General features: G+C 70.7%; 23 protein-coding genes. 14 read left to right on the forward strand and 9 right to left on the reverse strand.

Features of this window, described 5'->3' with window-relative positions:
- Nucleotides 1-15: 15 nt before the first annotated feature.
- Complete coding sequence (locus ACZ63I_RS00970) at nt 16-1,869, forward strand: NHL domain-containing thioredoxin family protein (RefSeq protein WP_469334088.1); 1,854 nt, start codon at nt 16-18, stop codon at nt 1,867-1,869.
- A gap of 76 nt (nt 1,870-1,945) precedes the next feature.
- Here the strand turns inward: ACZ63I_RS00970 and ACZ63I_RS00975 are convergent, their stop codons facing one another.
- The 3 genes from ACZ63I_RS00975 to ACZ63I_RS00985 form a co-directional block, all read right to left on the reverse strand.
- Entirely contained in the window at nt 1,946-2,188 is a 243-nt protein-coding gene (locus tag ACZ63I_RS00975) for a hypothetical protein (RefSeq protein WP_469334090.1), read from the reverse strand.
- Nucleotides 2,189-2,356: 168 nt separating this feature from the next.
- Nucleotides 2,357-3,691: a M18 family aminopeptidase gene (locus ACZ63I_RS00980; RefSeq protein WP_469334092.1), complete on the reverse strand. Its 1,335-nt coding sequence runs from the start codon at nt 3,689-3,691 to the stop codon at nt 2,357-2,359.
- A gap of 291 nt (nt 3,692-3,982) precedes the next feature.
- The gene (locus ACZ63I_RS00985) at nt 3,983-5,809 is read right to left on the reverse strand and encodes an acyl-CoA dehydrogenase (protein WP_469334094.1); all 1,827 of its coding nucleotides are present in this window, start codon (nt 5,807-5,809) and stop codon (nt 3,983-3,985) included.
- A gap of 180 nt (nt 5,810-5,989) precedes the next feature.
- On the opposite strand from ACZ63I_RS00985, the gene ACZ63I_RS00990 reads away from it, so the two are divergent.
- Nucleotides 5,990-6,520, forward strand: a complete 531-nt coding sequence (locus tag ACZ63I_RS00990; protein ID WP_469334096.1) for an SseB family protein — start codon at nt 5,990-5,992, stop codon at nt 6,518-6,520.
- 101 nt (nt 6,521-6,621) lie between these two features.
- Here the strand turns inward: ACZ63I_RS00990 and ACZ63I_RS00995 are convergent, their stop codons facing one another.
- Both ACZ63I_RS00995 and ACZ63I_RS01000 read right to left on the reverse strand, forming a co-directional pair.
- The gene (locus ACZ63I_RS00995; protein ID WP_469334097.1) at nt 6,622-7,236 is read right to left on the reverse strand and encodes a hypothetical protein; all 615 of its coding nucleotides are present in this window, start codon (nt 7,234-7,236) and stop codon (nt 6,622-6,624) included.
- 64 nt (nt 7,237-7,300) lie between these two features.
- A complete protein-coding gene (locus ACZ63I_RS01000; RefSeq protein WP_469334099.1) occupies nt 7,301-7,906 on the reverse strand; it encodes a hypothetical protein in 606 nt (201 codons plus the stop codon).
- Nucleotides 7,907-8,295: 389 nt separating this feature from the next.
- Here ACZ63I_RS01000 and ACZ63I_RS01005 point away from each other — a divergent pair, with 389 nt between their 5' ends.
- The 6 genes from ACZ63I_RS01005 (at nt 8,296) to ACZ63I_RS01030 (ending at nt 14,345) form a co-directional block, all read left to right on the forward strand.
- Complete coding sequence (locus tag ACZ63I_RS01005) at nt 8,296-9,249, forward strand: pirin family protein (RefSeq protein ID WP_469334100.1); 954 nt, start codon at nt 8,296-8,298, stop codon at nt 9,247-9,249.
- An 805-nt stretch (nt 9,250-10,054) separates the two neighbouring features.
- The gene (locus tag ACZ63I_RS01010; RefSeq protein WP_469335500.1) at nt 10,055-10,372 is read left to right on the forward strand and encodes a restriction system modified-DNA reader domain-containing protein; all 318 of its coding nucleotides are present in this window, start codon (nt 10,055-10,057) and stop codon (nt 10,370-10,372) included.
- On the forward strand, nt 10,369-11,148 hold the full coding sequence (locus ACZ63I_RS01015) for a class I SAM-dependent methyltransferase (protein WP_469334102.1): 780 nt from the start codon (nt 10,369-10,371) through the stop codon (nt 11,146-11,148). The genes ACZ63I_RS01010 and ACZ63I_RS01015 overlap by 4 nt, the downstream gene beginning before the upstream one ends.
- An 875-nt stretch (nt 11,149-12,023) precedes the next feature.
- Entirely contained in the window at nt 12,024-13,172 is a 1,149-nt protein-coding gene (locus tag ACZ63I_RS01020) for an LLM class flavin-dependent oxidoreductase (RefSeq protein WP_469335502.1), read from the forward strand.
- Between the two features lie 5 nt (nt 13,173-13,177).
- The gene (locus tag ACZ63I_RS01025) at nt 13,178-13,846 is read left to right on the forward strand and encodes an FMN reductase (protein WP_469334104.1); all 669 of its coding nucleotides are present in this window, start codon (nt 13,178-13,180) and stop codon (nt 13,844-13,846) included.
- Between the two features lie 61 nt (nt 13,847-13,907).
- A complete protein-coding gene (locus ACZ63I_RS01030; protein ID WP_469334106.1) occupies nt 13,908-14,345 on the forward strand; it encodes a universal stress protein in 438 nt (145 codons plus the stop codon).
- A 74-nt stretch (nt 14,346-14,419) separates the two neighbouring features.
- Here the strand turns inward: ACZ63I_RS01030 and ACZ63I_RS01035 are convergent, their stop codons facing one another.
- Nucleotides 14,420-15,598, reverse strand: a complete 1,179-nt coding sequence (locus ACZ63I_RS01035; protein ID WP_469334107.1) for a MerR family transcriptional regulator — start codon at nt 15,596-15,598, stop codon at nt 14,420-14,422.
- A 134-nt stretch (nt 15,599-15,732) separates the two neighbouring features.
- Nucleotides 15,733-16,203: a hypothetical protein gene (locus tag ACZ63I_RS01040; RefSeq protein ID WP_469334109.1), complete on the reverse strand. Its 471-nt coding sequence runs from the start codon at nt 16,201-16,203 to the stop codon at nt 15,733-15,735.
- Nucleotides 16,204-16,357: 154 nt separating this feature from the next.
- Between ACZ63I_RS01040 and ACZ63I_RS01045 the strand changes: the two genes are divergently transcribed.
- The 4 genes from ACZ63I_RS01045 (at nt 16,358) to ACZ63I_RS01060 (ending at nt 20,372) form a co-directional block, all read left to right on the forward strand.
- On the forward strand, nt 16,358-17,197 hold the full coding sequence (locus tag ACZ63I_RS01045) for a hypothetical protein (protein WP_469334111.1): 840 nt from the start codon (nt 16,358-16,360) through the stop codon (nt 17,195-17,197).
- 64 nt (nt 17,198-17,261) lie between these two features.
- On the forward strand, nt 17,262-17,795 hold the full coding sequence (locus ACZ63I_RS01050; protein ID WP_469334113.1) for a DUF7144 family membrane protein: 534 nt from the start codon (nt 17,262-17,264) through the stop codon (nt 17,793-17,795).
- 129 nt (nt 17,796-17,924) lie between these two features.
- Nucleotides 17,925-18,182 (forward strand): DUF2630 family protein, encoded by a 258-nt coding sequence (locus tag ACZ63I_RS01055; protein ID WP_469334114.1) that lies wholly within the window; start codon nt 17,925-17,927, stop codon nt 18,180-18,182.
- A 168-nt stretch (nt 18,183-18,350) separates the two neighbouring features.
- The gene (locus ACZ63I_RS01060) at nt 18,351-20,372 is read left to right on the forward strand and encodes an FUSC family protein (RefSeq protein ID WP_469334116.1); all 2,022 of its coding nucleotides are present in this window, start codon (nt 18,351-18,353) and stop codon (nt 20,370-20,372) included.
- 11 nt (nt 20,373-20,383) lie between these two features.
- On the opposite strand, the gene ACZ63I_RS01065 is transcribed toward ACZ63I_RS01060, so the two are convergent.
- Entirely contained in the window at nt 20,384-20,593 is a 210-nt protein-coding gene (locus ACZ63I_RS01065) for a hypothetical protein (protein ID WP_469334118.1), read from the reverse strand.
- Between the two features lie 211 nt (nt 20,594-20,804).
- Between ACZ63I_RS01065 and ACZ63I_RS01070 the strand changes: the two genes are divergently transcribed.
- Entirely contained in the window at nt 20,805-21,932 is a 1,128-nt protein-coding gene (locus ACZ63I_RS01070; RefSeq protein WP_469334129.1) for an AI-2E family transporter, read from the forward strand.
- On the opposite strand, the gene ACZ63I_RS01075 is transcribed toward ACZ63I_RS01070, so the two are convergent.
- A complete protein-coding gene (locus ACZ63I_RS01075; RefSeq protein ID WP_469334131.1) occupies nt 21,875-24,115 on the reverse strand; it encodes an ATP-binding SpoIIE family protein phosphatase in 2,241 nt (746 codons plus the stop codon). The genes ACZ63I_RS01070 and ACZ63I_RS01075 overlap by 58 nt on opposite strands.
- 168 nt (nt 24,116-24,283) lie before the next feature.
- Here ACZ63I_RS01075 and aspS point away from each other — a divergent pair, with 168 nt between their 5' ends.
- Nucleotides 24,284-26,056 (forward strand): aspartate--tRNA ligase, encoded by a 1,773-nt coding sequence (gene aspS / locus ACZ63I_RS01080; protein WP_469334133.1) that lies wholly within the window; start codon nt 24,284-24,286, stop codon nt 26,054-26,056.
- Nucleotides 26,057-26,062 lie beyond the last annotated feature (6 nt).

The following is a 26,062-nucleotide window of genomic DNA, read 5'->3' on the forward strand; positions in this document are numbered from 1 at the left end:
TGGCACCCTTGAACCATGAACAGTGCGACTTCCTCCCAGCGGCGCGTCCGCGTCCGTGCCCCCGAGCTGACCGGCAAGGGCGGCTGGCTCAACACGGGCGACACCTCGTACACCCTCGCCGACCTGCGCGGACGGATCGTCGTACTGGACTTCTGGACGTTCTGCTGCATCAACTGCCTGCATGTGCTGGACGAGCTGCGTGAGCTGGAGGAGAAGCACCGGGACACGGTGGTGATCGTCGGCGTCCACTCGCCGAAGTTCGTGCACGAGGCCGAGCATCAGGCCGTCGTGGACGCCGTGGAGCGCTACGAGGTGCACCACCCCGTCCTGGACGATCCCGAGCTGGCGACCTGGAAGCAGTACGCCGTACGCGCGTGGCCCACGCTGGTCGTCGTCGACCCCGAGGGGTACGTCGTCGCGCAGCACGCGGGCGAGGGGCATGCGCACGCCATCGAGAAGCTGGTCGAGGAGCTGGAGGCCGAGCACGCCGCGAAGGGCACGCTGCGGCGCGGCGACGGACCGTACGTACCGCCGGAGCCGGTCGCGACCGATCTGCGGTTCCCGGGCAAGGCGCTGGTGCTGCCGTCGGGGAATCTGCTGGTGTCCGACTCGACCCGGCACCAACTGGTGGAGTTGGAGCCGGACGGCGAGAGCGTCGTACGGCGCGTCGGCAGCGGGGACCGCGGCCTCCGGGACGGTTCGGCCGCCGACGCTTCGTTCGCCGAGCCGCAGGGGCTGGCCCTGCTGCCCGACGGCCGGGTGGTCGTCGCGGACACCATGAACCACGCGCTGCGCGTGTACGACCCGGTCAGCGGCGTGACAGAGACCGTCGCGGGGACGGGCAGGCAGTGGTGGCAGGGGTCGCCGACAGAGGGTCCCGCGCGTGCGGTGGACCTGTCGTCACCGTGGGACGTGGCGTGGTGGGCGGACCGGGTGTGGATCGCGATGGCCGGCGTCCACCAGCTCTGGACGTACGACCCGGCGACCGGCAGCGTCGAGGCGGTGGCGGGGACGACCAACGAGGGCCTGGTGGACGGTCCTGCGGGTGAGGCGTGGTTCGCGCAGCCGTCCGGGCTGGCTGCGGCGGGGGACCGGCTGTGGATCGCCGACTCCGAGACGAGCGCGCTGCGTCACGTCGAGCGCAGTGAGGATGGGGCCGAGGGGTACGGCGCGGGCTTCGTCATCCGTACCGCCGTCGGGTCCGGCCTGTTCGACTTCGGCCACCGCGACGGCTCCGGCGCCGAAGCGCTGCTCCAGCACCCGCTCGGCGTGACGGCGCTGCCCGACGGCTCGGTCGCCGTCTCGGACACGTACAACCACGCGCTGCGCCGCTTCGACCCGGCGACGGGCGAGGTGACGACCCTCGCGACGGATCTGCGGGAGCCGTCCGACGCCGTGCTCGTCGGGGACGACATCGTCGTGGTCGAATCGGCCAGGCACCGGCTGACCCGGCTGCGGCTGCCCGAGGAGGCGGTACGGGTCGACGCGGTCGCCCACCGTACGCAGCGGGCGGCGACCGATGTGGCGCCGGGGGCGTTCGAGCTGGATGTCGTCTTCACCGCGCCGACCGGCCAGAAGCTGGACACCCGCTACGGGCCGTCGACCCGGCTGCTGGTGTCGGCGACCCCGCCGGAGCTGCTGGTTTCCGGGGAGGGCGCCGGCACGGACCTCAGCCGTGAGGTGGTGCTCTCCGACCAGGTCACCGAGGGCGTCCTGCATGTGTCGGCGATGGCCGCTTCCTGCGACGACGACCCGGCGAACGCGTACCCGGCGTGCCATGTGCACCAGCAGGACTGGGGTGTTCCGGTCCGGCTCGCTGCCGACGGCACGTCACGGCTCGCTCTGGTCCTGGCAGGGATGGACTCCTGACGGAGTGTCAGTCACGGCGTCAGTCACCCTGTCCGTCGTATCGACGGCTGCCGGTGACTGACGGGGACGGGGCTGCTCAGTAGCCGCCCGGACCTCCGAAGCCGCCGCCGGCGCCGCGGTCGTCCCGCTGGACGACGGTCTCGGACACCACCGCGCGCCGACGCCTGGCGATGCTGGTGAAGGTGGCGATCCCGATGATGCCGACCGCCATCATGATCACGCCGACCAGGTCGATGTTGACGCTGTCCGAATGCCAGTCGGTTGCGAACGTGAGGATCGCACCAACCCCGATAAGAGCGATACATCCGCCGATGCCCATGAATCCCGCCTCCTGATACGAGTGGTGGCCGTTCCGGGCCACTGCGTCGGGTACCCCCGACTCGATCGGGCATGCGAACATTGACGGTTGATCGGTCGTCAGGCGGGACGGACGTGTTCAGGGGCCGGCCCTGGGACCGACTCCGGGACCGCCCCTTGGACCGTCCGGTCAGCCTTCCAGGAACGCGGCCAGCACGTTCGCCAGCAGGTACGGGTCGTCGGCGCCGCACAGCTCGCGCGCGCTGTGCATCGACAGGATCGCCACGCCGACGTCGACGGTCGTGATGCCGTGCCGCGCCGCCGTGATCGGGCCGATCGTCGTGCCGCAGGGCATCGCGTTGTTGGAGACGAAGGTCTGCCACGGGACGTCGGCCTTCTCGCAGGCGGCGGCGAACACGGCCCGGCCGCCGCCGTCCGTCGCGTACCGCATGTTCACATTCACCTTGAGGATCGGACCGCCGTTGGCCCGGGGGTGGTGCGTCGGGTCGTGCCGCTCGCCGTAGTTGGGGTGCACGGCGTGGCCGGTGTCCGACGAGAGGCAGATGGAGCCGGCGAGCGCACGCGCGCGGTCCTCGAACGTGCCGCCGCGGGAGAGCACCGAGCGCTCAAGCACCGTGCCGAGCAGCGGTCCGTCGGCGCCCGTGTCCGACTGGGAGCCGCTTTCCTCGTGGTCGAAAGCGGCGAGCACGGGGATGTACGGCAGGGGCTCGTCGGCGGAGGTTCCGTCCGAGCCGGGGGTGTCGCCGGGGGCGGGGTTGGCGACGGCGGCCAGGGCGGCGGTGGCCGCGTGCACCGAGAGCAGGTTGTCCATCCGGGGTCCTGCCACCAGCTCGCGGTCGCGGCCGAGATAGCCCGGCGGCTCGATCGGGTACGGCATCAGGTCCCAGCCGGTGATCTCGGCGGCGCCGACGCCGCTCTCCTCGGCGACGAAGCGGATCAGATCGCCTTCGTCCGGCTCCCCGAGGCCCCAGATGGGCTGCATGTGCCGCTGCCGGTCCAGCTTGAGCCCGTCGGTGTTCACCGAGCGGTCCAGATGCACGGCGAGCTGCGGGACGCGCAGCACGGCGCGGTCGACGGCGACCAGCCGGTGGGTGCCGTCGCGCAGCGAGATCCGCCCGGCGATACCGAGGTCGCGGTCGAGCCAGGTGTTGAGCAGCGGTCCGCCGTAGATCTCGACAGCGACCTGACGCCACCCGTAGGCGCCGATGTCGGGCTGCGGCTTCACGCGCAGGCTCGGCGAGTCCGTGTGCGCGCCGATGATCCGGAAGGGCGTGTGCGCGGCGGCGCCCTCCGGCACGAACCAGGCGATCAGGGCCCCGCCGCGCAGCACGAACTTCCCGCCTGCCGCGCCGTCCCACGCGTCGGTCTCCGACACCTGCCGGAAGCCCGCCTTCTCCAGGCGCGCCGCGGCGTTCGCCACGGCGTGGTACGGCGACGGGCTGGCCGCCAGGAAGGTCATGAGGTCGTCGGTGTGGCCGCGGTCGAAGCGGGGGGAAGAACGCATGCCTTCACCTTAACGACGGCTTATGACACCTGCTCTACGCCTGCCAAGAGCCTCGATCGGCGGCCCTGCCGATGGGTGGAGGTTTGGTGCGACAGGCGTCAAAGCGGTCGGGCGGGCGGCCTGTCGGCCGCCATTGTCGCGGTCGCCGCCGCACCTGCCGCGCGACCCTGCGCGGCTGACACATGGCTGTGGGGCGTTCCTCCGGTCCATCAGAAAGGAGCGCCCCACAGCTACTGACATGCAGAGGTCAGACAGAGGTCAGCAGAGGTCAGACAGAGGTCAGGCAGGGGTTCAGAACGCCGACTCGTCCAGCTCCATCAGCGAGCTGTCCACCGACTCCGCCAGCGCCCGCTCCGCCGAGACCCCCGGCAGCACGTTCGCCGCGAAGAACTTCGCAGCGGCGATCTTGCCCTGGTAGAACGCGACGTCCTTGGCGGCGGCCGTCTCCAGCTTCTCCGTCGCCACGGCGGCGCCGCGCAGCAGCAGGTAGCCGACGACGACATCGCCCGAAGCCATCAGCAGGCGGGTCGTGTTGAGCCCGACCTTGTAGATGTTCTTGACGTCCTCGCCGGTGGAGGTGAGGTCGGCCAGCATCCGCCCGACGATCGCCTCCAGGTCGACGGCCGCCTTCGCGAGCGCGTCGCGGGCCGGCGCCAGCTCCGTACCGCCCGTGCCGACGGCGAGGAACTGCTTGATCTCCTCGGCGAGTGTGTTCAGCGCCACACCCTGGTCGCGGACGATCTTGCGGAAGAAGAAGTCCTGGCCCTGGATGGCCGTCGTGCCCTCGTAGAGGGTGTCGATCTTGGCGTCCCTGATGTACTGCTCGACCGGGTACTCCTGCAGATAGCCGGAGCCGCCGAAGGTCTGCAGCGACTGCGCGAGCTGCTCGTACGAGCGCTCCGAGCCGTAGCCCTTCACGATCGGCAGCAGCAGGTCGTTCAGGCCGTTGAGCGCCTTCACGTCCTCCTCGGCCGCTTCCTTGACCGCGATCTCGTCCTGGAGCGCCGCCGTGTACATCACCAGGGCGCGCATGCCTTCCGCGTACGCCTTCTGCGTCATGAGCGAGCGGCGTACGTCGGGGTGGTGCGTGATGGTGACCTTGGGCGCCGTCTTGTCCATGAACTGGGCGAGGTCGGGGCCCTGCACGCGCTCCTTGGCGTACTCCAGCGCGTTCAGGTATCCGGTGGAGAGCGTGGCGATCGCCTTCGTGCCGACCATCATCCGGGCGAACTCGATGATGCGGAACATCTGCCGGATGCCCTCGTGCTTGTCGCCGATCAGCCAGCCCTTGGCGGGGTGCCGGTCGCCGAAGGTCAGCTCGCAGGTGTTGGAGACCTTCAGACCCATCTTGTGCTCGACGTTCGTGGCGTAGACGCCGTTGCGCTCGCCCAGCTCGCCGGTCTCGAAGTCGAACTCGTACTGCGGCACGAGGAAGAGGGACAGGCCCTTCGTGCCGGGTCCGGCGCCTTCGGGGCGGGCGAGCACGTAGTGAAGGATGTTCTCCGAGAGGTCGTTCTCACCGGACGTGATGAACCGCTTCACGCCCTCGATGTGCCAGGAGCCGTCCTCCTGCTCGACGGCCTTCGTCCGGCCGGCGCCCACGTCGGAGCCCGCGTCCGGCTCGGTGAGCACCATCGTCGACGTCCACTGCTTGTCGACGGCGATCTCGGCGATCTTCTTCTGCGCCTCGTTGCCCTCCTCGAAGAGGACGCCGGCGAAGGCGGGCCCCGAGGCGTACATCCACACGGCCGGGTTGGCGCCGAGCACCAGCTCCGCGTAGGCCCAGATCAGGGAGCGGGGCGCGGTCGTGCCGCCGATCTCCTCGGGCAGCCCGAGCCGCCAGTACTCGGCGTCCATGAAGGCTTTGTAGCTCTTCTTGAAGGAGGCCGGGAGGGGCGCGGTGTTGGTGTCGGGGTCGAAGACCGGGGGGTTGCGGTCGGCGTCGGCGAAGGACTCCGCGAGATCGTTCTCCGCGAGGCGGGTGACCTCGGCGAGGATGCTCTTCGCCGTCTCGGCGTCCATCTCGGCGAAGGGACCGGTGCCGTACAGCTTGTCGCGTCCGAGGACCTCGAAGAGGTTGAACTCGATGTCGCGGAGATTCGACTTGTAGTGCCCCATGGCGACGGCTCCGTAAGGCTCGTGTGACCAAGGCCCGTGTGGCTCGTGTGTCAACTGTCCAGAGTATGGCTACGTACGATGATGCTACCCATGGGTAATAAGACGCAACCCCGGCAGGTCATCTGTGACGAGGCTCCCTAGGAGCCCATGGAGAGCCCATTCGTCAGTACTCTTGCGTGCATGTACGGCTACGACCAGACCCCGGGCGGACAGCAGCAGTACGCCGCCCCGCCCCAGCAGCCGATGGGTGGCCAGCCCATGGGCGGCCAGCCGATGGGTGGCCAGCCCATGGGCGGCCAGCCGATGGGCGGCGTCGGCGGGTACGGCGAGCAGCCGCTGTATCCGGAGCCGTCGCCCCCTTCGCTCGGTGACGCCGTCCGGGCCTTCACGACGGGTTCGCTGGCCGCCGAGGACTTCCAGCAGATCTTCGCTACGTCGAAGGTCTACTGCCCGCGCGGCGACAATCCGGGGTTCCTGGCGCTGCACAACACGCAGCAGCCGGTGATCCCGATGTTCAGCACGCTGAAGGAGCTGCGCAGGTACGCGGGCAAGGAGTCCAAGTACTTCGTGATCACGGGCGCCGAGGTGATCGACCTGCTGCCGACGGGGTACGGCTTCGTCCTGGACATGGAGGGCGACCACCGGATGGTCTTCGACGCGAAGGCGGTCGAGCAGATGGTGGACTTCGCGATGCGGCGGATGTACGGCTGAGGTTTTGACGTACCGCTGAGGTTTTACTGACGGCAACGGCCCGGCCCCCGCGTACAGGTACGCGGGGGCCGGGCCGTTCGTGCGGGGAGGCGGGGCAGGGGTCAGGCGCAGTGTTCCGCGCGCTCCTGGTCCGTCATCGCCCGGGTGTGCTGGGTCTTGGTGCTGGGCGCGTCGGGCAGCGGGCCGGTCGCGTCGAACGGCACGTACCAGTAGTAGTGGCCGTAGAACGGGTCACCGAAGTGCAGCTCGTAGGTGCCGGAGACGTGCTGCATCTGGGCCTCGCGGGTGATCCAGCCGACCTCGCCGGGACGGACGTCGACGTTCGTCTGCTCGGACTCGGTGTGGGAGCTCTCCCAGGTGTGCTGGTAGCTGGTCTCGATGGTCACCTTGAAGACCTCGGAGAAGCCGTACTCCGCGCTCAGGGAGACCCCGAGGCTGTTCGACTCGCCTGTGGTGTCCGACCAGCCGACGGTGGAGCGCTGGAGGTCGGCGGTGCAGTTGTAGGCGCTGTCGCCGACCTGGTGCGCCTCGCCCATGGAGACCGTGGGGGGTCCGTCGGGGTGGAAGACGCAGAGGTCGCTGCCGTTGTCGCACTTGTCGAGCAGTTCACGTGAGGTGGGGGTCTCCTCGGCGGAGGCCGTGCCCGTGGAGAGGGCGGCGCTGCCCGCTGTCGCGAGGGCCACCAGCAGCATGGACAGGCGTGCTCTTTTCGTCATGGATTTCTCCGAACGGTGTGGGGGGATGCGTGGGGGTTCGGTCGGTGTGATTGACGTGTACGCGTCAACTAAAACCGACGGACTGGGCACGGTCGTTCATGTACGAGCCCACGTCGGCGGTGTTCTCGTCGAACGGACCGTCCCTGTCACCGGTGAGGTTCGGCTCCGGGTAGAGCCAGATCCAGCAGTCGGCCCAGGGCTGCACGGACGACACGCGGTTCTTCCAGTCGTCCGGGAAGTCGTACTGGTACTCGATCCAGCCGTCCTTGACGCAGGGCGCGGTGCCGGTGATCGTCAGGGACGATCCGCCGAACTGGACCTCGTCGAAGAAGGTCCCCTGGACGACCGAGCCGTCGGCGGCCGCGAGGGTCGACGACCGCGCCGATTTCGACTGGGCTGACTTCGACCGCGTAGGCGCGTTGAAGCGCTTCATCTCCGTACGGAACGCCTGGTCGCCGGCGGCCGCCTTGGCGGAGGCCGGGGTGTCGGCGACCTGTCCGCCGGTCGCCGCCTCGATGGCGTCGGGGAAGTCGGCGAAGCAACTCTCGGCGCCGGTGGCGCTGTTCACGACGCAGTGCCGGCCGGAGGTGCCGGCCGCGGTGTCGTCCGGGGCCGCGGCGCCGGCGGACGGCGCGGCGAGCGCGCCGGTGACCAGGAGCGTCGCAGCCACAAATGCGGTGGTACGGGCGGTTCTTACCACGATAAGCAACTCCATTCTTTCGAAAGGTAGTTGGTCGAAAGGCGCCTGCTCGGAACGCCGGAAGGGCAAACCGGAAGCCCGTTATTGCCCGCTATTGGGGCGTGAAGTGCCTGGTGGGGCTGGAGTGCATGCCCGATCGCCGTGGCTTTTCCGGGCGGGGCTACGCGCGTCACGTGGCGGGGGTGTGCGTCATCCGGCGGACATTTGGGACGCGGGGGCGGCGGGGGCGGCGGGGAACGAGGGCGGGGAACGAGGGCGGGGAATGAGGGCGGGGAACGAGGGCGGGGAATGAAGTGCGCCTTGCGGGATGTTCACCGTTCAACTAAATTGGAACGCGAAGACTCCCGAGGAGGGCCCTCATGCCTGCTGTGACCGTCGAGAACCCGCTGACTCTGCCGCGGGTGTCCGCCGCGGCCGACGCCGTGGCCCGCCCTGTGCTGGCCGTGACCACCGCGCCCGGCGGATTCGAGGGCGAGGGCTTCCCGGTGCGCCGCGCCTTCGCCGGGATCAACTACCAGCACCTCGACCCGTTCATCATGATGGACCAGATGGGCGAGGTGGAGTACGCGGCGGGCGAGGCCAAGGGCACGCCCTGGCACCCGCACCGCGGCTTCGAGACCGTCACGTACCTGATCGACGGCACCTTCATCCACCAGGACAGCAACGGTGGCGGCGGCACCATCCAGAACGGTGACACGCAGTGGATGACGGCGGGCTCCGGCCTGCTGCACATCGAGGCGCCGCCGGAGGCGCTCGTCATGGCGGGCGGGCTCTTCCACGGGCTGCAACTCTGGGTGAACCTCCCGGCGGCCGACAAGATGATGGACCCCCGGTACCAGGACATCCGCGGCGGCCAGGTCCAGTTGCTCACCTCGCACGACGGCGGCGCGCTGCTGCGCGTCATCGCGGGCGAGCTGGACGGCCACGAGGGTCCGGGCATCACGCACACCCCGATCACGATGATCCACGCAACGCTGCGCCCCGGCGCCGAGGTCACGCTGCCGTGGCGCGAGGACTTCAACGGCCTGGCGTACGTCCTGGCCGGCCGCGGCTCGGTCGGCGCGGACCGGCGCCCGGTGCACACGGGCCAGACGGCGGTCTTCGGCGACGGCGCGTCGCTCACGGTGCGCGCGGACGAGTCCCAGGACGCGCACACCCCGGACCTGGAGGTCGTCCTGCTGGGCGGCCGCCCGATCCGCGAGCCGATGGCGCACTACGGCCCGTTCGTCATGAACAGCCAGGCCGAACTGAAGCAGGCATTCGAAGACTTCCAGGCAGGCCGCCTGGGAACGGTGCCGGTACCCCACGTATGACGGGGCCGCGCCCTGGTCCCGGCCCCGGTCCCGGCCCCGGTCCCGTCCCTGCCACGCGGCAGTTGCATGGGGGGACTCGGGCTGGCTTAGCGTCCGCCCCGGTGGGTGGTCGGCTGGGGCGCATGCCCCGCTGGTCGCTCTGGGTCGGCGGGTGCGGGTCAGTGCGCATGGGCCGGGGGCTGTGTGGGCCGGAAGGATTAGCCGCCCGTGGGGCCGCCCCCTGAGGTTTGAGTGTCGCGGCTCCGGTCCGGGCGTCAAGGGCGCTCCTTCGTCGCGTCGGCTACGCCGATTGCGCTGCGCTCCACCCTTGACCCCCGGTCCTCCACCGCAAGTACCTCTTTTTGGGGGGGGCGGCCGGGGGGACCACGGGCAGGCTGGGTTCGCGGTGGCGGGTGCTCGGCCGGGTGCGGGTGCCACGCGGCAGTTGCATGGGGCGACTCGGGCCGTCTCGGCGTCCGCCCCCACCGGGTAGCGGTTGCGACTCATGCCCCGCTGGTCATTCCGAGTGGGTGGGTGAGACGGGTGTGACTGGGGTGCACCTGTGTGGTTGGTGGGGCGGCCCTTGGGCGTCTTTTGCGTCCCGTGTTGCGTTAGACGCGCCGCAGGGCACATCAGGCGGGTGAACTGCCTGGCGCCGAGGGCAGGGATGGGCTCGTGAGATGCCCGGTGGCCATGTCTTGCGTGGGTAGTTGCGTTCCGTGCGTCGCCTGCCGCCATGGGACCGATTACGGCGACGGGGCGACGTTCGAAGGTCCCGGCCTGATCCCTGGTCGATACCCCGAACGACGTTCTGCGTCGTGAGCTTCTGAACGGCGAGGAGAATCCTGCCGACAAGGCGGCCGATCGACGGGCCGGAGTTCTGATGCCGCTTATCGAAGCCGAGCTGGTCGCTGCCGGGGACAAAGTCCAGCACCACCAGTCGAGACTGAAGCGGACCCATGAAGCCATCATCACCGCTGACGGCTGGATCGAAATCCCGGGTGGTCAGGCATTCCCGCAGCCCTCCCCTGCGCTGAAGGCGCAGACCGGGATCGAAATCAACGGGTGGGGTCAGTACACGCACATCCGCAGTGGGCGCCGACTGCAGGAGTTGCGTGAAGAGGTCGCGAAGCTCAAGGCTTGACCTTCGTCGGTGAGCCGCGAGGAGCCGGGACCATTACCTTTCGATCCGTCGCCGGCCGCCTCCCGCCGCCCGATCGGCGGCCCTTGGGGGAGACGGTTGACCCTCAGTCATTCGACCGGTTCGCCCTCGACTACGACCGCTTCGTGAGCCTGCTGCCCGAGCAGAACACCGGCTGGTTGCTCGGCCTGGGGCCGGGTGGCGGGCGCGCTTTGGATGCCGGTTGTGGTTCCGGGCATGCGGTGGCCGCCCTGGCGGACCGCTTCGAGGAGGTCGTCGGGCTGGACCTGAGTGGGCCCCTGATCGAGATCGCCGAGGCCAAGAGGGCACGTCCCAACGTGCGTTACGTGGTGCAGGACCTCTTCGACCTGGAGGACGGCGGCTTCGATCTGGTCTACAGCCATACGATGCTGCACCACCTGGCGGACTACCGCGCGGGACTGCAGCGCCTGAAGAGTCTCGTGCGGCCCGGCGGCACCGTCGCGATCATCGACAACGTCTGCGATCTCTATCCGACCCCGCCACGCAGGGCCTACACCTGGCCCGCGCTGTGGAGCTTCCCCCGCCAGATCCGCCGCCTGGGGCTGCGCGACGCATGGTTTCACCTGCGCTTCTGGCACAGCCGACCGTGGTTGGCCCACCTGCTCTCGGACCGCTACCTCTCGCGCGAACAGTTCCGGGAGCTCTACGGAAGCGTCTTCCCGGGCGCCCAATTCGACGACCTCGGCTTCGCCCTGGCCATGACCTGGACGGCCCCCGTCGCGGATGCCCTTCCGTAGGCCGGTTATCCGATCGACTCGGACAGCAACTTCCGTCCCACCGGCCTGATGTGCCCTGCGGCGCGTCTAACGCAACACGGGACGCAAAAGGCCCGGGGCGGCTGCCCCACAAGCCACCTGCCGTAACACCAGTCACACCTGTCCCACCGTGTCCCCACCCACCGGCCCGACACCCGGCCACTACCCCCGCCGGGGCACCCTCTCGGCCTCCGCCCACCCCCAGTGACCAGCGGGGCATGAGTCGCAACCACTACCCGGTGGGGGCGGACGCCGAGACGGCCCGAGTCGCCCCATGCAACTGCCGCGTGGCACCCGCACCCGGGCAAGCACTCGCCACCGCGATCCCAGCCTGCCCGTGGTCCCCCCGGCCGCCCCCCCAAAAAAGAGGTACTTGCGGTGGAGGTTCGGGGGTCAAGGGTGGGCGCAGCCCATCGCGGAGCGACGCGACGTAGGAGCGCCCTTGACGCCCGGACCGGAGCCGCGACACTGAAACCTCAGGGGGCGGCCCTACGGGCGGCTAATCCTTCCGGCCCGCACAGGTTCGGGCTCATGCGCCCTGACCCGCACCCGCCGACCCAGAGCGACCAGCGGGGCATGCGCCCCAGCCGACCACCCACCGGGGTGGACGCTTAGCCAGCCCGAGTCGCCCCACGCAACTGCCGCGTGGCACCCGCACCCGGCCAAGCACCCGCCACCGCGAGCCTTGCTCTCCCGTGGAGCCCCCGGCTCATGCCGCCCTGACCTGCACCGGACGCCGAGCCAGCCTGACTCCCCTCCCTCCTCCGTGCGAGCCCCCCGTCGGAATACAACCCCGCCCCCTCCCGTTACACCCACCAAGGAAGGTTTAACATTCAACAACACGAGAGGTGAGCGCGATGCAGTTCGGGATCTTTACCGTCGGTGATGTCACCGCCGACCCGACCACCGGACGTACGCCGACCGAGCACGAGCGGATCAAGGCGATGGTTGCCATCGCGCGGAAGGCCGAGGAGGTCGGGCTCGATGTCTTTGCCACCGGGGAGCACCACAACCCGCCCTTCGTCCCCTCGTCGCCCACCACCATGCTCGGCCACATCGCTGCCACCACCGAGCGGCTGATCCTCTCCACCTCCACCACCCTCATCACCACCAACGACCCGGTGAAGATCGCCGAGGACTTCGCGATGCTTCAGCACCTGGCCGACGGGCGGGTCGATCTGATGATGGGGCGCGGCAACACCGGGCCCGTCTATCCGTGGTTCGGTCAGGACATCCGCCAGGGCATCCCGCTCGCCATCGAGAACTACGCCCTGCTGCACAAGCTGTGGCGCGAGGACGTCGTCGACTGGGAAGGTACGTTCCGTACGCCGCTCCAGGGCTTCACCTCGACGCCCCGCCCCCTCGACGGCACCCCGCCGTTCGTCTGGCACGGCTCCATCCGCTCCCCCGAGATCGCCGAGCAGGCCGCGTACTACGGCGACGGCTTCTTCGCCAACAACATCTTCTGGCCCAAGGGGCACTTCCAGAAGCTGATCCGCCTCTACCGGCAGCGGTACGCGCACTACGGCCACGGCACCCCCGAGCAGGCCATCGTCGGTCTCGGCGGTCAGGCGTTCATCCGCAAGAACTCGCAGGACGCCGTCCGGGAGTTCCGGCCGTACTTCGACAACGCGCCGGTCTACGGCCACGGCCCCTCGCTGGAGGAGTTCACCAAGGACACGCCGCTGACCGTCGGCAGCCCGCAGGAGGTCATCGAGAAGACGCTGGCCTTCCGCGACGCCTTCGGTGACTACCAGCGTCAACTGTTCCTGATGGACCACGCCGGCCTGCCGCTGAAGACCGTGCTGGAGCAGCTCGACCTGCTGGGCGAGGAGGTCGTGCCCGTACTGCGCAAGGAATTCGCGAACAACCGTCCGGCGTCCGTGCCCGACGGTCCCGTCCACCCGTCCGTCGCCTCGACGTCCGCCGCGTCGTCCGTCGCCTCGACGTCCGCCGCGCCGACATCCGTCGCGTCGTCCGACGCCAACTCCGCGAAGGGAGCTTGAGTCCCATGGAGACCCTGAAGCTCGTCGTCGTGTCCGCAGGGCTCGGCAAACCCTCCTCCAGCCGGCTCCTCGCCGACCGGCTCACCGAGGCCGCCACCGGCGCGCTCGCCGACGGCGACCGCAAGGCCGAGGTACGGGTCGTCGAACTGCGCGACCTGGCCGTCGCCGTCGCCAACAACCTCGTCACCGGCTTCCCCGCGGCCGACCTGCGCGACGCGCTGGCAGCCGTCGGGGATGCCGACGGGCTGATCGTCGTCACGCCCGTCTTCGCCGGCTCGTACAGCGGGCTGTTCAAGTCGTTCTTCGACCTGATCGAGCCGGACGCCCTGACCGGTACGCCCGTCCTGCTCGCAGCGACCGGCGGCACCGCGCGCCACTCGCTCGTCACCGAGCACGCGCTGCGCCCGCTCTTCTCGTACCTGCACGCCCTGACCGTCCCGACCTCCGTCTTCGCCGCCACCGACGACTGGGGCGCCGGGGCCGACACCCACGCCGGCGGTCTGCCCGCTCGGATCCGGCGTGCGGGCGAGGAGCTGGCGGGGCTGCTGGGTGGCGCCCCCAGAGCAGCGACAGCCGATGCGGCGGACGAGGCGGACGAGGCGGACGAGGCGGACGATGCGGACGACGACGCTCTCGCGGTCGTTCCGTTCGAGCAACTGCTCCGCGGGCATTAAACGGCCTCCGCGCCGGTTGCCTGGGTAGACGCTTGAATGATCGATCAAAAGGGAGTGCGCCATGGGCAGGATCGTTGTCGGGGTCGACGGCTCGGAATCGTCGTTGAAGGCGCTGCGCTGGGCCGCACGGCAGGCCGAGGTCACCGGGGACCGCATAGAGACCGTCATCAGTTGGCAGTACCCGGCGACCAGTTGGGCCTCGATGACCCCCGGCGTGCCGGCCGAGTTCGACCCGGAGAAGCTGGCGCGGACGATCCTCGACGAGGCCGTCGAGAAGACACTCGACGCCGAAGGCGCCGCCGCTGTCGACCGTCAGGTGATCACCGGCCACCCCGCGCAGGTCCTGGTGGACCGCTCGGAAGGCGCGACGCTGCTGGTGGTCGGCGACCGCGGGCACAGCGACCTCGCCGCCGCGCTGATCGGTTCCGTGAGCCTGCATGTCTCGCAGCACGCGAAGAGCCCGGTCGTCGTGGTGCGTGGCGAGATCGCGGAGGACTGAGCATTTTTCTCCCGGTCGCGGAGGCCGACCGTCCCACCACGGACGCCGACCTCCGCGACCGGTCCGCGTCGCCCTTACGCGAACGTCAAGCGCGTCGCCCCCACCTCCCGCGCCTGCCTCGCTCCCGTCACGTCCGCCACCACGCACGCGATGTTGTCCGGGCCGCCGGCCGCGCGCGCCAGCTCGACCAGTTCGCGTACGGCGGCCGCCGGTTCGTCCGTGTCCGTGACGACCCGCCGTATCTCCGCCGTGTCCACCACCCTGGACAGGCCGTCCGAGCACAGCAGATAGCGGTCCTCCACCCGCGCCTCGCACATCCGGAGATCGGGAGCCACCGGGCTCGCGTCGCCGTCCAGCGCCTTGAGCAGCATCATCCGCTGCGGGTGCGACAGCGCCTCCTCCTCCGTGAGCGTGCCCGCTTCGATCATCGACCTGACCACGGTGTGGTCCTGCGTGAGCTGGAAGAACTCCCCGTCCCTCAGCAGATACGCACGCGTGTCCCCGATGTGGACGAGCCCCAGCTCGGCGCCCGTCCACACCATCGCCGTGAGGGTCGTACCCGAGTCGGCGAAGCCGTCGACCGCGCGGTTCGCCCGCTCGAAGGAGTCGGCGAGCGCGCCGAGCAGATCGCCGCTGCCGACGGTGCCGAGGGTGCCGCCGCTGCCGCCGCTGCCGACGGTCTCCGGCAGGGACTTCAGCGCGTCGACCGCCGCCGTACTGGCCGGGGCGCCTTCCGCCCCGAAACCGTCGGCGACGGCGAGCAGCCGGGCACCGGCGTACGCCGTGTCCTGGTTGGTCTCGCGGACAAGTCCGCGGTCGGACAGCGCCGCGTAGCGCAGTCCCAGAGGGTTCGAAGACATGGCTGGCACAGGGGGAACTCCCTTTCCTACCTGGTCTGTCGGTCCCGCCGACAGATGGCCGATGAGGAAGGTCGCCAGCTCACGCCGCGCCGCTGTCTCGGCTTCCACCCGCGCCCAGTACGCCCTCAGTTCGCGGGCGGCGGCTGCCGTGTCCGTCTCGTACAGGTCGCATACGTGGCGAATCGTGGCCAGCGGCATCCCGACGCGGCGCAGCCAGGCGACCAGCCGGGCCCGCTCCAACTGCGTCTCGTCGTAGTACCGGTATCCGGTGTCCGCGTCGACCCGGGCCGGCGGCAGCAGCCCCAGCTCGTCGTAGCGGCGCAGCGCCTTCGCCGACAGCCTGGACAGGCGGGCGAAGACGCCGATCGTCAGTCCCGTCGCCGGCGAATCCATGGCTGCTTCCCTCCTCGTACCGGGCCCTTCGCCCGGTACTGCCTGATGCTGGGGCTTCCCCGCGGAGGAAGGTCAAGCAGCGGACGCCGCGCCTTTCGGCGCGGCGTCCGCACGGGGAGGGAGCGGCAGAAGAGTCACTGTTCTCTCATGTAGAACGCGTAGAACGTCGCCACGATCGTGCCGATCCCCACGAAGAATCCCACCGCGCACGACCGCAGCACGCTCTGGTCGGTGAGGCTGTACAGGAAGCCGATGGAGCCGCCGACCAGGATGCCCCAGGCCGCGGCGCGCAGTTCGCGGGGGAGGGCGGGGGCGACGCGCAGCAGGCCGAAGACCAGCAGGGCCATGGCGACGCCGGAGATCAGTGCCAGGGCGAGCTGTCCGTAGGTGGCGGGGCCGCCGCTGCGCGCGATGAACGACGCGTAGGCGCCGTACGCGATGCCCAGCAGGACCGGTACGGCGACGGCGAGCCGCGAGATGTGGCGGTGATCGTTCCGGCGGTTCTGCCCGCGCCCCAGCCCGCGCCCCTGCCCCTGCCCCTGCCCCTGCCCGTGGTCCTGACGGTAGCGGTGTCGGCGTCGCGTCGGTATCGCTGCGTGTGCCATGGCAGGCGCTCCTTCCGTCGTACCCCCGTCGCACCCCCGTTCGTTCCAGAGCACACCCGCACGCCCTGCGCGGCAACCCGTGGCGACCGTCGCGACCGTGGCGATCGGACGCGGTCCGATCGCGGCCCAGGTCCCCGCCCCGTTCACTTGAGGGGTGCGGACCTTGCGGAACTCCCTCTCCATGACGCTGATCGTCCTGTTGGCCCTGCTGACGCCGGTCAGCGCCATCGCCGCGTGGGCCCGTCTCGAACTCGGCGACTCCGACCGCTTCGTCGCCACGATGGCGCCGCTCTCCTCCGACATGGACGTGCGGAACGCGGTCACCGACCAGGTCACCGACGAGGCCCTGCGGCAGCTCGGTCCCGGGCCGCTCCGCGACGCGGTGCGCGCGCCGCTGCACGACGCCGTGCACACCTTCACGACGAGCAGCGCCTTCGCCACCGTGTGGAAGGCGCTCAGCCGCGCCGTGCAGAGCACCACCCAGCAAGCACTGGAGGGCGACACCGACAAGTCGGTGACCATCGATCTTGCGCCGGTGAGCCGGGCGGTGAAGCGGCAGCTCGTCGCCGACGGGGTGCCGTTCGCGGGCCGGATCCCGGTCCGGCACGCGAGTATCACCGTGCTGAACCCCGCCGATCTGGGTGTCGCGCGCGAAGCCGTACGCGGGTTGCAGCAGGCCGGGATCTGGCCGGGGGTCGCCGCGCTCGTGGTCGCCGTCCTCGCCGTGCTGGTCGCCGTACGCCGGCGGCCGGCGACCATCCTCGTCGGTGCCGCCTTCGCCGTGGGGGCCGTCCTGCTGATCCTGCTGATCACGGTGGGCCGCGGACTGTCCCTCGACGCGCTGCCGTCCGACATGGACCGCTCGGCGGGCGGGGCCGTGTACGACGCGCTGACCGGCTCGCTGCGTACGGCCTCGTGGATCGTCCTCGTCTGCGGACTGGTGCTGGCAGCCGCTTCTTGGCTGGTGGGAGCCTTGCGAGGACGTCTTTACTGAATCTTTATACCCAAATGCTTCGTCTCAAATGTCGTAATTGCACCATTCGGAGCACAGTGGAGGCATGAGCCAGAACACAACGCATCGCCCCCCTTCCACGGGCATGGGCGCAGGCACCAACCAAGGCACCGGAAACGGCAACGGCAGCATGAACGGGATGGGCAGCAGGGCGGGGACCGGCACCGGTTCCGGGACCGGCTCCCATACGACGAGGAACGCCGCCTGGGCGATGGGTGGCACTCTCTTCGCCGGTGTTCTGATGCTGGTCTCCGGTGCGACCGACATCCTCCAAGGCATCGTCGCGATCAAGAAAGATGCTGTGCTGAACAGCACCGGGAACTACGCGTACGCCTTCAACATCACGTCGTGGGGCTGGATCCACCTCGGCCTCGGCGTCCTGATCGCACTGGCCGGGCTCGGCATCCTGACCGGAAACCGGATAGCGAGGTACGTCGGCATCGCCCTCGCCTCGCTGAACATCGTCGCGCAGTTCATGTATCTGCCGCACCAGCCCGTCTGGGCGGTCGTCGGCATGGCACTGTCGGCGTTCGTGATCTGGGCACTCGCCTCCAACCACTACGTGCCGAAGCCCCAGTGACGAAAGTTCCGGCGACGAGAGTCCCGGTGACCGACCGTCAACAGCACACTCCCTCCACACCGTCCTTGCCCCCGTCGCGTCCCAGCGGCGGGGGTGAGGTGCGAGCCAGGACCGAAGGAGGAGGCAGCCATGAGCGCCCCCAGTGACAACGGTGACATCCTCGCCAACATCGACGCCCTCGTCGCCGAGGAGCACAGCCTGCGCTCGCGGTCGACCGGGAATCTCGGTCTCGACGCCGACGAGCGGCTGCGGCTGCGCGCGGTCGAGGTGCAGCTCGACCAGTGCTGGGACCTGCTGCGCCAGCGCCGCGCCAAGAGCGAGTTCGGCGAGAACCCCGACGAGGCGCGGGTGCGCCCGGAGGGCGAGGTCGAGGGGTACCAGGGCTGACAGGCCGGGGGTACCAGGGCTGACACCCCCTGTCGGTGGGCACCTCCCTGCCGGTGGGCACTCCCGCGCCCGCCTCCGCAGGCGTTCCCGCGCCCGCGCCCGCCTCCGCAGGCGCTCCCGCGCTGTCAAAGCTGACGTCACCCCGCCGGGTAGGCCAAGGTGGCGGCCATGGGAGACCGAGACCGAGACCGAGTACGCACCGACGCGCGCGCCGGCCTGCTGGCACCGCCCGCATGGCTGCTCGCCGGGCTGCGGCCCAAGAAGGCGCCCGTCCCCTGGGCCGCCGCCGCCCGCGCCTCCGTCGCCATGGCCGTACCGATCGTCGTCGGCCTCGCCACCGACAAGCCCGCGTACGGCGCGCTCGTCTCCATGGGCGCCCTGACCGGAGTCATCGGCGACACCGCCGACGCCTATCGGATGCGGGTCTTCAACATTGCCGTCCCCCAGTTCTTCGGCGCTGTCGGTGTCACGCTCGGCACCCTCGTGTACGGGGAGGGCTGGCTGGCCGTCGGGATACTGACCCTCGTCGCGCTCGTCTCCGGCATGATCTCCTCGATCGGTGCCGTCGCCTCCGTCTCCGGGCTGCTGCTCCTGCTCAACGCCGTGGTGGGCGCGGGCCTCCAGATGCCGGAACCCTGGTGGAAGGCGCCGCTGCTGCTCTCCCTCGGCGGCCTTTTCGTCCTCGCGCTGTCCCTGCTGGCCTGGCCGCTGCGCGGCCGGGTGCCCGAGCGCGGCGCCGTCGCCGCGACGTACAGCGCGGCGGCCGATCTGCTCGCCGCCGCGGGCACCCCGGCGTACGAGACGCGCAGACAGGCCGTCACCCAGGCGCTGAACCACGCGTACGACCTGGTGCTGGCCCGCCGCGCCCACGACCACGGCAGGCGCAGCTCGCTGGTCCAACTGCTCGCCCAGCTCAACGTCGTCATCCCGCTCGTCGAGGCGGCGCCTGCCGCGCATCTGCACGGCAGTCCGCTGCCGGACGCGATCCCCGCGGCGGTACGGGGACTCGCCGCGGCCGTGGCCGAAGGGCGCGGCGGCGACCCGACGCTCGAACTGCCCGCGCCCGCCACCCCCTCGCAGCGCGCCGTCGACGTCGCGCTGCGGTACGCGTCAGCCGTGGTGCACAACGCCGACGCCGACCCGCCCACCACCGGCGACGACCCGCTCGGCCGCCCGGCGGCGCTGCGTGTCCGGGCCCGCCGCGCGACCCGCGACGTGCTGCTGTCGGAGGCGTCCTGGCGCTACGGGCTGCGGCTCGCGCTGTGCATCGGCATCGCGCAGAGCCTGGTGTCGCTGATCCCGGTGCCGCGCTCGTACTGGGTGGCCCTCACCATCACCTTCGTACTCAAGCCCGACTTCGGCTCGGTCTTCTCCCGCGCCGTGCTGCGCGCGCTCGGCACGGCGGCGGGCGTCGTGGTGGCGGCGGCCGTGCTCGCCGAAGTGCCGCGCGGCTGGTGGGACGTGGCGGTGATGGCCGTGCTCGCGCCGCTCATCCCCGCGCTGTCGGTGAAGGGGTACGCCTTTCAGACGGCGGCCATCACGCCGGTGATCCTGCTGCTGTCGGACATCCTCAACCACCAGGGCTTCGACCTCGTGGTGCCCCGGCTGCTGGACAGCCTGATCGGCTGCGGCATCGCGCTGGTCGCCGGCTATCTGCTCTGGCCGGAGAGCTGGCACACCAGGATCGGCGACCGGCTCGCCGACGCCGTCGACGACGCGGCGGACTACGTGAGGTACGCCTTCGGCCCGGCGGAGGCAGGCAGCGGCGAAGGCGCCGACGGCGCCGACGGCGCCGCCGACGGCGCGGACCGGGCCGAGCGCGTGCGCAGGCGGCGGCGCATCTACCGCGACCTGTCGCTCGTACGCTCCGAGTTCCAGCGCGCCCTGACCGAACCCCCGCCCACCGGCCGCAGGGCGGCGGCCTGGTGGCCGCTGGTCGTCGCCGTCGAACGCGTCGTGGACGCCACGACGGCGGCCCGCGTCCGCGTCAACCACGGAGCGCCGCCGCCCGCGCCCGCCGAGGTCGCCGCCATCGAGCGGCAGTTGCGCGGGATGGCGGAGGGCGTGCGGTCGAGTACGACGCTGACGCAGGTACGGGCCGAGCTGACCGGCGACGAGAGCGGCGTACTCGCCCCGCTGCGCCAGGAAGTGACGGCGGCCCGCGCGATCACCTCGAACGAAAGACCCTAGGCCCTGGACGGCTAGGTGTTCTCGGCGCCGCGCCTGTGGTGTGCCCGCCACGCCGCCCACAGCAGGTAGCCGCCGATCAGGGCCACCACCACGCCCAGCAGGGCGTACTGGGAATGCCCGGACATCGCCGAGCCCTTCACCGACCCCGTCCCCTGAGCGATCCAGAGCGCGCCCAGCGCCACCAGTACGATCCCGCCGATTCCCCGGCCCCAGACCTGCATACGTACGCTCCCGCTCCGCGGACGGCGGCCCCTCGCGGTACGCGTACGGCCGGCCGGCTCCAGCTTCGCGCAGTCCCGGCAGGCGGATGCGGTGGAAGTTCTTACGGATTACGAACGCCATGACGGCACCCGAAGCGTCACGTCACCCGCCCGGCGGTGCACAAGCGATCAGGACGGGACAAACGGCCCCCCGGCGTGGTCGGGTGGGCCCGTGCCCCAGCCCACGCCGCCGTCCCCTTCGCTGCCGTCCCGGTCGACCCCGCCGTCCCCGCTCCTGCCCGTCGGCGTCCGGCGCTTCGCCGCCTGGTGCGGGGTGCTGCTGCTCGCCTCGGGGGTCGTGGCCGTCGCGGTCTGGCTGTGCGTCACGTTCAAGACGGCCGTCACGCCCCTGCTGCTCGCGCTGCTCGGCACCGCGCTGCTGGGGCCGCTGCACCGGCGGCTCGTCGCGCTGCGGCTGAACCGGTCGCTGGCCGCCGCGCTCACCTGCGCCGCCGTCGTCGCCGTGGTCGGCGGGGCCGGGTACATCGTCGTCAACGCGATCGTGGACAGCGGCGACCAGATCGTCTCCTCGCTGAAGGAGGCGGCGAAGGACGTGTCCAGGCACTTCGGCGCCGCGGGGACCTCGCTGGACGACATCGCCAGCAACGCCAAGGACCTGCTGGGGAAGTTCGGCGCGACTGCGGCGTCCGGCGTGGTCACCGGGATCAGCGTCATCGGCGAGCTGATCGCCACCTCCGTGCTGGCGCTGCTGCTGATGTTCTTCTTCCTGCGGGACTCCGACAAGGCGGCGGGGGCGCTCAGGTCGCTCGCGCCGCGTGCGACGGGCGAGGCCGTCGAGGCCATGGCGCGCCGCGCCTACCACGCCGTCGAGGGGTTCATGCGCGGGACGACCGTGATCGCCCTGATCGACGCCGTCTGCATCACGGTGGGCCTGCTGATCCTGCGGGTGCCCGGCGCCCTGGGGCTCGGCGCGCTGGTCTTCGTCGGGGCGTACATCCCGTACCTGGGCGCCCTCATCTCGGGCGCCGTCGCCGTGCTCGTCGCGCTCGCCGACCGGGGCTGGCCGATCGCGCTGTGGGCGCTCGGTGTGGTGCTGGCCGTGCAGGTGCTGGAGGGGCATGTGCTCCAGCCGGCGGTGCAGAGCCGTACGGTCCAGATGCATCCGGCCGTGGTGATGGTGACGATCACGGCGGGCGCCGCCGTCGCCGGGATCCTGGGGCTGCTGATGGCCGTACCGCTCACGGCGGCCGTCTTCGGGGTGATCTCCGAGCTGCGGGGCCGCTACAGCGCCCCCGAGGAACCCGGGGCGCCGGACGGCGCGTCCTCGCCGTCCTCGTAGAGCTCGAACCAGATCGACTTGCCCTCGCCGCGCGGATCGACGCCCCACGCCGTCGCCAGCACCTCCATCAGCACCAGCCCGCGACCGCTGGACGCCAGCTCCCCCGGGCGCCTGCGGTGCGGCTGCTCGTCGCTCGCGTCGGTGACCTCGACGCGCAGCCGCCGCTTGCCGCGCTTGCCCGCGGCCTCGGCCGTCAGCAGCGCGTCGCCGTCGGTGTGCACGAGGACGTTGGTGACCATCTCGGACAGCATCAGCACGGCGGAGTCGATCTGGTCCTCGTCGGCCCAGTCGTGCAGCAGGTCCCTGAGCTGCTGCCGGGCGTCCGCGATCCGCTCGGGCTCGGCCTGGGCGATGCTCAGCGCGGTGCGCCGGGTGACGGGGGTACGGGGCCGGTCGGGCGAGTCGTTGCGGGCGAGCAGCAGCAGCGCGATGTCGTCCTCGCGCCGGTCGGCCAGCGGCCCCGTCGTGTAGTGCGACGTCGGGCCGATGACGGATTCGACGAGCGCGTCGGCGAGCTTCTCCATGGAGCCCTTGGTGCCTTCGAGCACCGGCTGGAGCCTGCCCCAGCCGGTGTACATGTCGTGGCCGCCGGTCTCGATGAGGCCGTCCGTGCACAGCATCAGCAGCTCGCCCCTGCCCAGGACGAGCCGGGTCGTCGGATAGTCCGAGTCCGTCTCGATGCCGAGCGGCAGCCCGCCCGCCGTCTGCCGGATGACGGCTGTGCCGTCCGCCATGCGCAGCACCGGGTCGGGGTGGCCGGCGCGGGCGATGTCGAGCGTGCCGGTCGCCGGGTCGACCTCCAGGTAGAGGCAGGTCGCGAAGCGCGGGGCGCGCGCGTCGTAGTCCTGCGTCGCGTTGTCGGACGAATGGGTGACGCCGAAGGGCGGCCGTTCGTCGGACTCGGTGTCCGGGTCGGGTCCGGTGCCCGGGTACTGCTGGAGGCCGGCCAGGAAGCGGGAGGCGCGGGAGAGCACGGCGTCGGGGCGGTGCCCCTCTGACGCGTAGGCGCGCAGGGCGATCCGCAACTGCCCCATCAGCCCTGCCGCCCGTACGTCATGGCCCTGGACGTCGCCGATGACCATGGCGAACCTGCCGCCCTCGCCGCCCTCACCGTGCGGCCCGGGGCCGGGGAGCGGGATCATGTCGTACCAGTCGCCGCCGACCTGGAGGCCGCCGCCGGTCGGCACGTACCGGGCGGCCACGGTCATGCCCGGGATGTCGGGCCCGATGGTCGGCATCATCGAGCGCTGGAGCCCGAGGGACAGCTCGCGCTCGGTCTCGGTGATCTCGGCGCGCGCCAGCGCCTGCGCGAGCATCCGGGCGACGGTGCTCAGCACGGACCGCTCGTCGGGCGAGAACGTGACGCGGTGCTTGAAGGCCGCCATCCAGGCGCCGAGCGTATGTCCGGAGACGATCAGCGGGAGGAACGCCCAGGAGCTGCGCCGGAAGGGCTCGACCGACGGCCAGATGGCCGGGTAGCGGTCCGCGTACGCCTGGGGCGTCGGCAGGTAGATCGCCCGGCCGGTGCGGATGACCTCGGACGCCGGATAGTCGGAAGCGACCAGCAGCTCGGGGAAGTTCTCGGCGTCGAGCGCGGTGTTCCCGTGCATCCCGATGATCCGCAGCCGGTCCCCGTCGGTGCCGAAGAGGGTGAGCGCGTCGGGCGAGAAGCCGGGCATCGACAGGGAGGCGGCGACCCGCAGCACCTCGGCGGTCGATCTCGCCTCGGCCAGCGCACGCCCCGCGTCCAGCAGGAACGCCTCGCGGGAGCGCCGCCAGTCGCCCGTGATGGCGGTGCCGTCGACGGTGGTGCCGGGCTGCGGCTCGGCGACCTCCTGGAGGGTGCCGACCAGCTCGTAGTAGTGCTTGCCCGCCGCGTCCGTACGGGTGTACGGCTTCGACCGGGACCGTACGGTCCGCAGCACCCGGCCGCGCCGGTCCACGATCCGCAGCCGGGCCTCGGCGAGCCCGCCCTCGGTCAGGGCGAGCTGCACGATCCCGTCAATCTCGTTCCAGTCGACGGGGTGGAAATGGGCGCGGACCTCCGCCGCGGTGAGGACCGCGGCCTCCTCGGGCCGTCCGAGCAGGCGGGCCGCCTCCGCGTCGACACTGACAGTTCCTGAACTGTCGTCCCAGCGCCACAGGCCTGTCGCGATCGCGGCCAGGACGTCCTCGGTGCGCATTTTCCCACTGTATGAACAGGTGACGAACCCTCGCCACCGAGAGTGGCGCCGGAACCGGGCGCTAACCTGGTGTCTCCGTGTACCACCCCGGCTCCACCCAGCTCCACCCGAACCAGCTCCACCCAGCACCACACCCAATCCCGACTTGCTAAGACTGGATGAACGACGATGCATCGGTACAGGTCCCACACCTGCGGCGAGCTCCGCGCCTCTGACGTCGGCACCGACGTCCGGCTGAGCGGCTGGCTGCACAATCGCCGAGACCTGGGCGGCATCCTCTTCATCGATCTGCGCGACCACTACGGACTGGTCCAGTTGGTGGCCAGGCCCGGCACGGCGGCCAACGAGGAGCTGTCGAAGCTCACGAAGGAGACCGTCGTCCGGATCGACGGGCGGGTCTCCGCGCGCGGCGCCGAGAACGTCAACCCGGAGCTGCCGACCGGCGAGATCGAGATCGAGGTCTCGGAGGTCGAGGTCCTGGGCGCCGCGGCCCCGCTGCCCTTCACCATCAACACCGAGGACGGGGTCAACGAGGAGCGCCGGCTTGAGTACCGCTTCCTCGACCTGCGCCGCGAGCGCATGCACCGCAACATCATGCTGCGCTCGGCCGTCATCGCCGCCATCCGGTCCAAGATGGTGGCGCTCGGCTTCAACGAGATGGCGACCCCCATCCTCACGGCGACCTCGCCCGAGGGCGCCCGCGACTTCGTGGTGCCGTCCCGGCTGAACCCCGGCAAGTTCTACGCGCTGCCGCAGGCGCCGCAGCAGTTCAAGCAGCTCCTGATGATCTCGGGCTTCGACCGCTACTTCCAGATCGCGCCGTGCTTCCGCGACGAGGACGCCCGCGCCGACCGCTCGCCCGGCGAGTTCTACCAGCTCGACGTCGAGATGAGCTTCGTCGAGCAGGAGGACGTCTTCCGGCCGATCGAGAAGCTGATGACGGAGCTGTTCACCGAGTTCGGCGGCGGCCGCGAGGTCACCTCGCCGTTCCCGCGCATCCCGTTCCGCGAGTCGATGCTGAAGTACGGCAACGACAAGCCGGACCTGCGGGCCACGCTGGAGCTGACCGACATCTCGGACGTCTTCGAGGGCTCCGAGTTCAAGGCGTTCGCAGGCAAGCACGTACGCGCGCTGCCCGTGCCGGACACGGCGGGCCAGCCGCGCAAGTTCTTCGACGGGCTCGGGGACTTCGCCGTCGAGCAGGGCGCGAAGGGCCTGGCCTGGGTGCGGGTCGGCGAGGACGGCACGCTGAGCGGCCCGATCGCGAAGTTCCTCACCGAGGAGAACGTGAAGGTCCTCTCCGAGCGGCTGTCCCTCGCCCCCGGCCACGCGATCTTCTTCGGCGCGGGTGAGTTCGACGAGGTCTCGAAGATCATGAGCGCGGTCCGCGTCGAGGCGGCGAAGCGCGCCGGCCACTTCGAGGAGGGCGTCTTCCGGTTCTGCTGGGTCGTGGACTTCCCGATGTACGAGAAGGACGAGGAGACCGGCAAGATCGACTTCTCGCACAACCCCTTCTCGATGCCCCAGGGCGGCGTGCGCGACCTGGAGGAGAAGGACCCGCTGGACATCCTGGCGTGGCAGTACGACATCGTCTGCAACGGCATCGAGCTGTCGTCGGGCGCGATCCGCAACCACGAGCCCGAGGTCATGCTGAAGGCGTTCGAGATCGCGGGCTACGACCGCGAGACGGTCGAGCACGAGTTCGCCGGCATGCTCCGCGCCTTCCGGCTCGGCGCCCCGCCGCACGGCGGGATCGCCCCGGGCGTCGACCGCATCGTGATGCTGCTGGCCGACGAGCCGAACATCCGCGAGACGATCGCCTTCCCGCTCAACGGCAACGCGCAGGACCTGATGATGGGCGCGCCGACGGAGCTGGACGAGTCGCGGCTGCGCGAGCTGAACATCGCGCTGCGCAAGCCGGTCGCCAAGTCGGGCGAGTAGCACCGC

The organism is Streptomyces sp. NPDC087906, from assembly GCF_055584925.1.

Coding starts and splice junctions, on each gene's coding strand:
- ACZ63I_RS00970 (WP_469334088.1), top strand. CDS start 16: ATGAACAGTGCGACTTCCTCCCAGCGGCGCGTCCGCGTCCGTGCCCCC.
- ACZ63I_RS00975 (WP_469334090.1), bottom strand. CDS start 2,188: ATGGGCATCGGCGGATGTATCGCTCTTATCGGGGTTGGTGCGATCCTC.
- ACZ63I_RS00980 (WP_469334092.1), bottom strand. CDS start 3,691: ATGCGTTCTTCCCCCCGCTTCGACCGCGGCCACACCGACGACCTCATG.
- ACZ63I_RS00985 (WP_469334094.1), bottom strand. CDS start 5,809: ATGGGGCACTACAAGTCGAATCTCCGCGACATCGAGTTCAACCTCTTC.
- ACZ63I_RS00990 (WP_469334096.1), top strand. CDS start 5,990: ATGTACGGCTACGACCAGACCCCGGGCGGACAGCAGCAGTACGCCGCC.
- ACZ63I_RS00995 (WP_469334097.1), bottom strand. CDS start 7,236: ATGACGAAAAGAGCACGCCTGTCCATGCTGCTGGTGGCCCTCGCGACA.
- ACZ63I_RS01005 (WP_469334100.1), top strand. CDS start 8,296: ATGCCTGCTGTGACCGTCGAGAACCCGCTGACTCTGCCGCGGGTGTCC.
- ACZ63I_RS01020 (WP_469335502.1), top strand. CDS start 12,024: ATGCAGTTCGGGATCTTTACCGTCGGTGATGTCACCGCCGACCCGACC.
- ACZ63I_RS01025 (WP_469334104.1), top strand. CDS start 13,178: ATGGAGACCCTGAAGCTCGTCGTCGTGTCCGCAGGGCTCGGCAAACCC.
- ACZ63I_RS01030 (WP_469334106.1), top strand. CDS start 13,908: ATGGGCAGGATCGTTGTCGGGGTCGACGGCTCGGAATCGTCGTTGAAG.
- ACZ63I_RS01035 (WP_469334107.1), bottom strand. CDS start 15,598: ATGGATTCGCCGGCGACGGGACTGACGATCGGCGTCTTCGCCCGCCTG.
- ACZ63I_RS01040 (WP_469334109.1), bottom strand. CDS start 16,203: ATGGCACACGCAGCGATACCGACGCGACGCCGACACCGCTACCGTCAG.
- ACZ63I_RS01050 (WP_469334113.1), top strand. CDS start 17,262: ATGAGCCAGAACACAACGCATCGCCCCCCTTCCACGGGCATGGGCGCA.
- ACZ63I_RS01055 (WP_469334114.1), top strand. CDS start 17,925: ATGAGCGCCCCCAGTGACAACGGTGACATCCTCGCCAACATCGACGCC.
- ACZ63I_RS01060 (WP_469334116.1), top strand. CDS start 18,351: ATGGGAGACCGAGACCGAGACCGAGTACGCACCGACGCGCGCGCCGGC.
- ACZ63I_RS01065 (WP_469334118.1), bottom strand. CDS start 20,593: ATGCAGGTCTGGGGCCGGGGAATCGGCGGGATCGTACTGGTGGCGCTG.
- ACZ63I_RS01075 (WP_469334131.1), bottom strand. CDS start 24,115: ATGCGCACCGAGGACGTCCTGGCCGCGATCGCGACAGGCCTGTGGCGC.
- aspS (WP_469334133.1), top strand. CDS start 24,284: ATGCATCGGTACAGGTCCCACACCTGCGGCGAGCTCCGCGCCTCTGAC.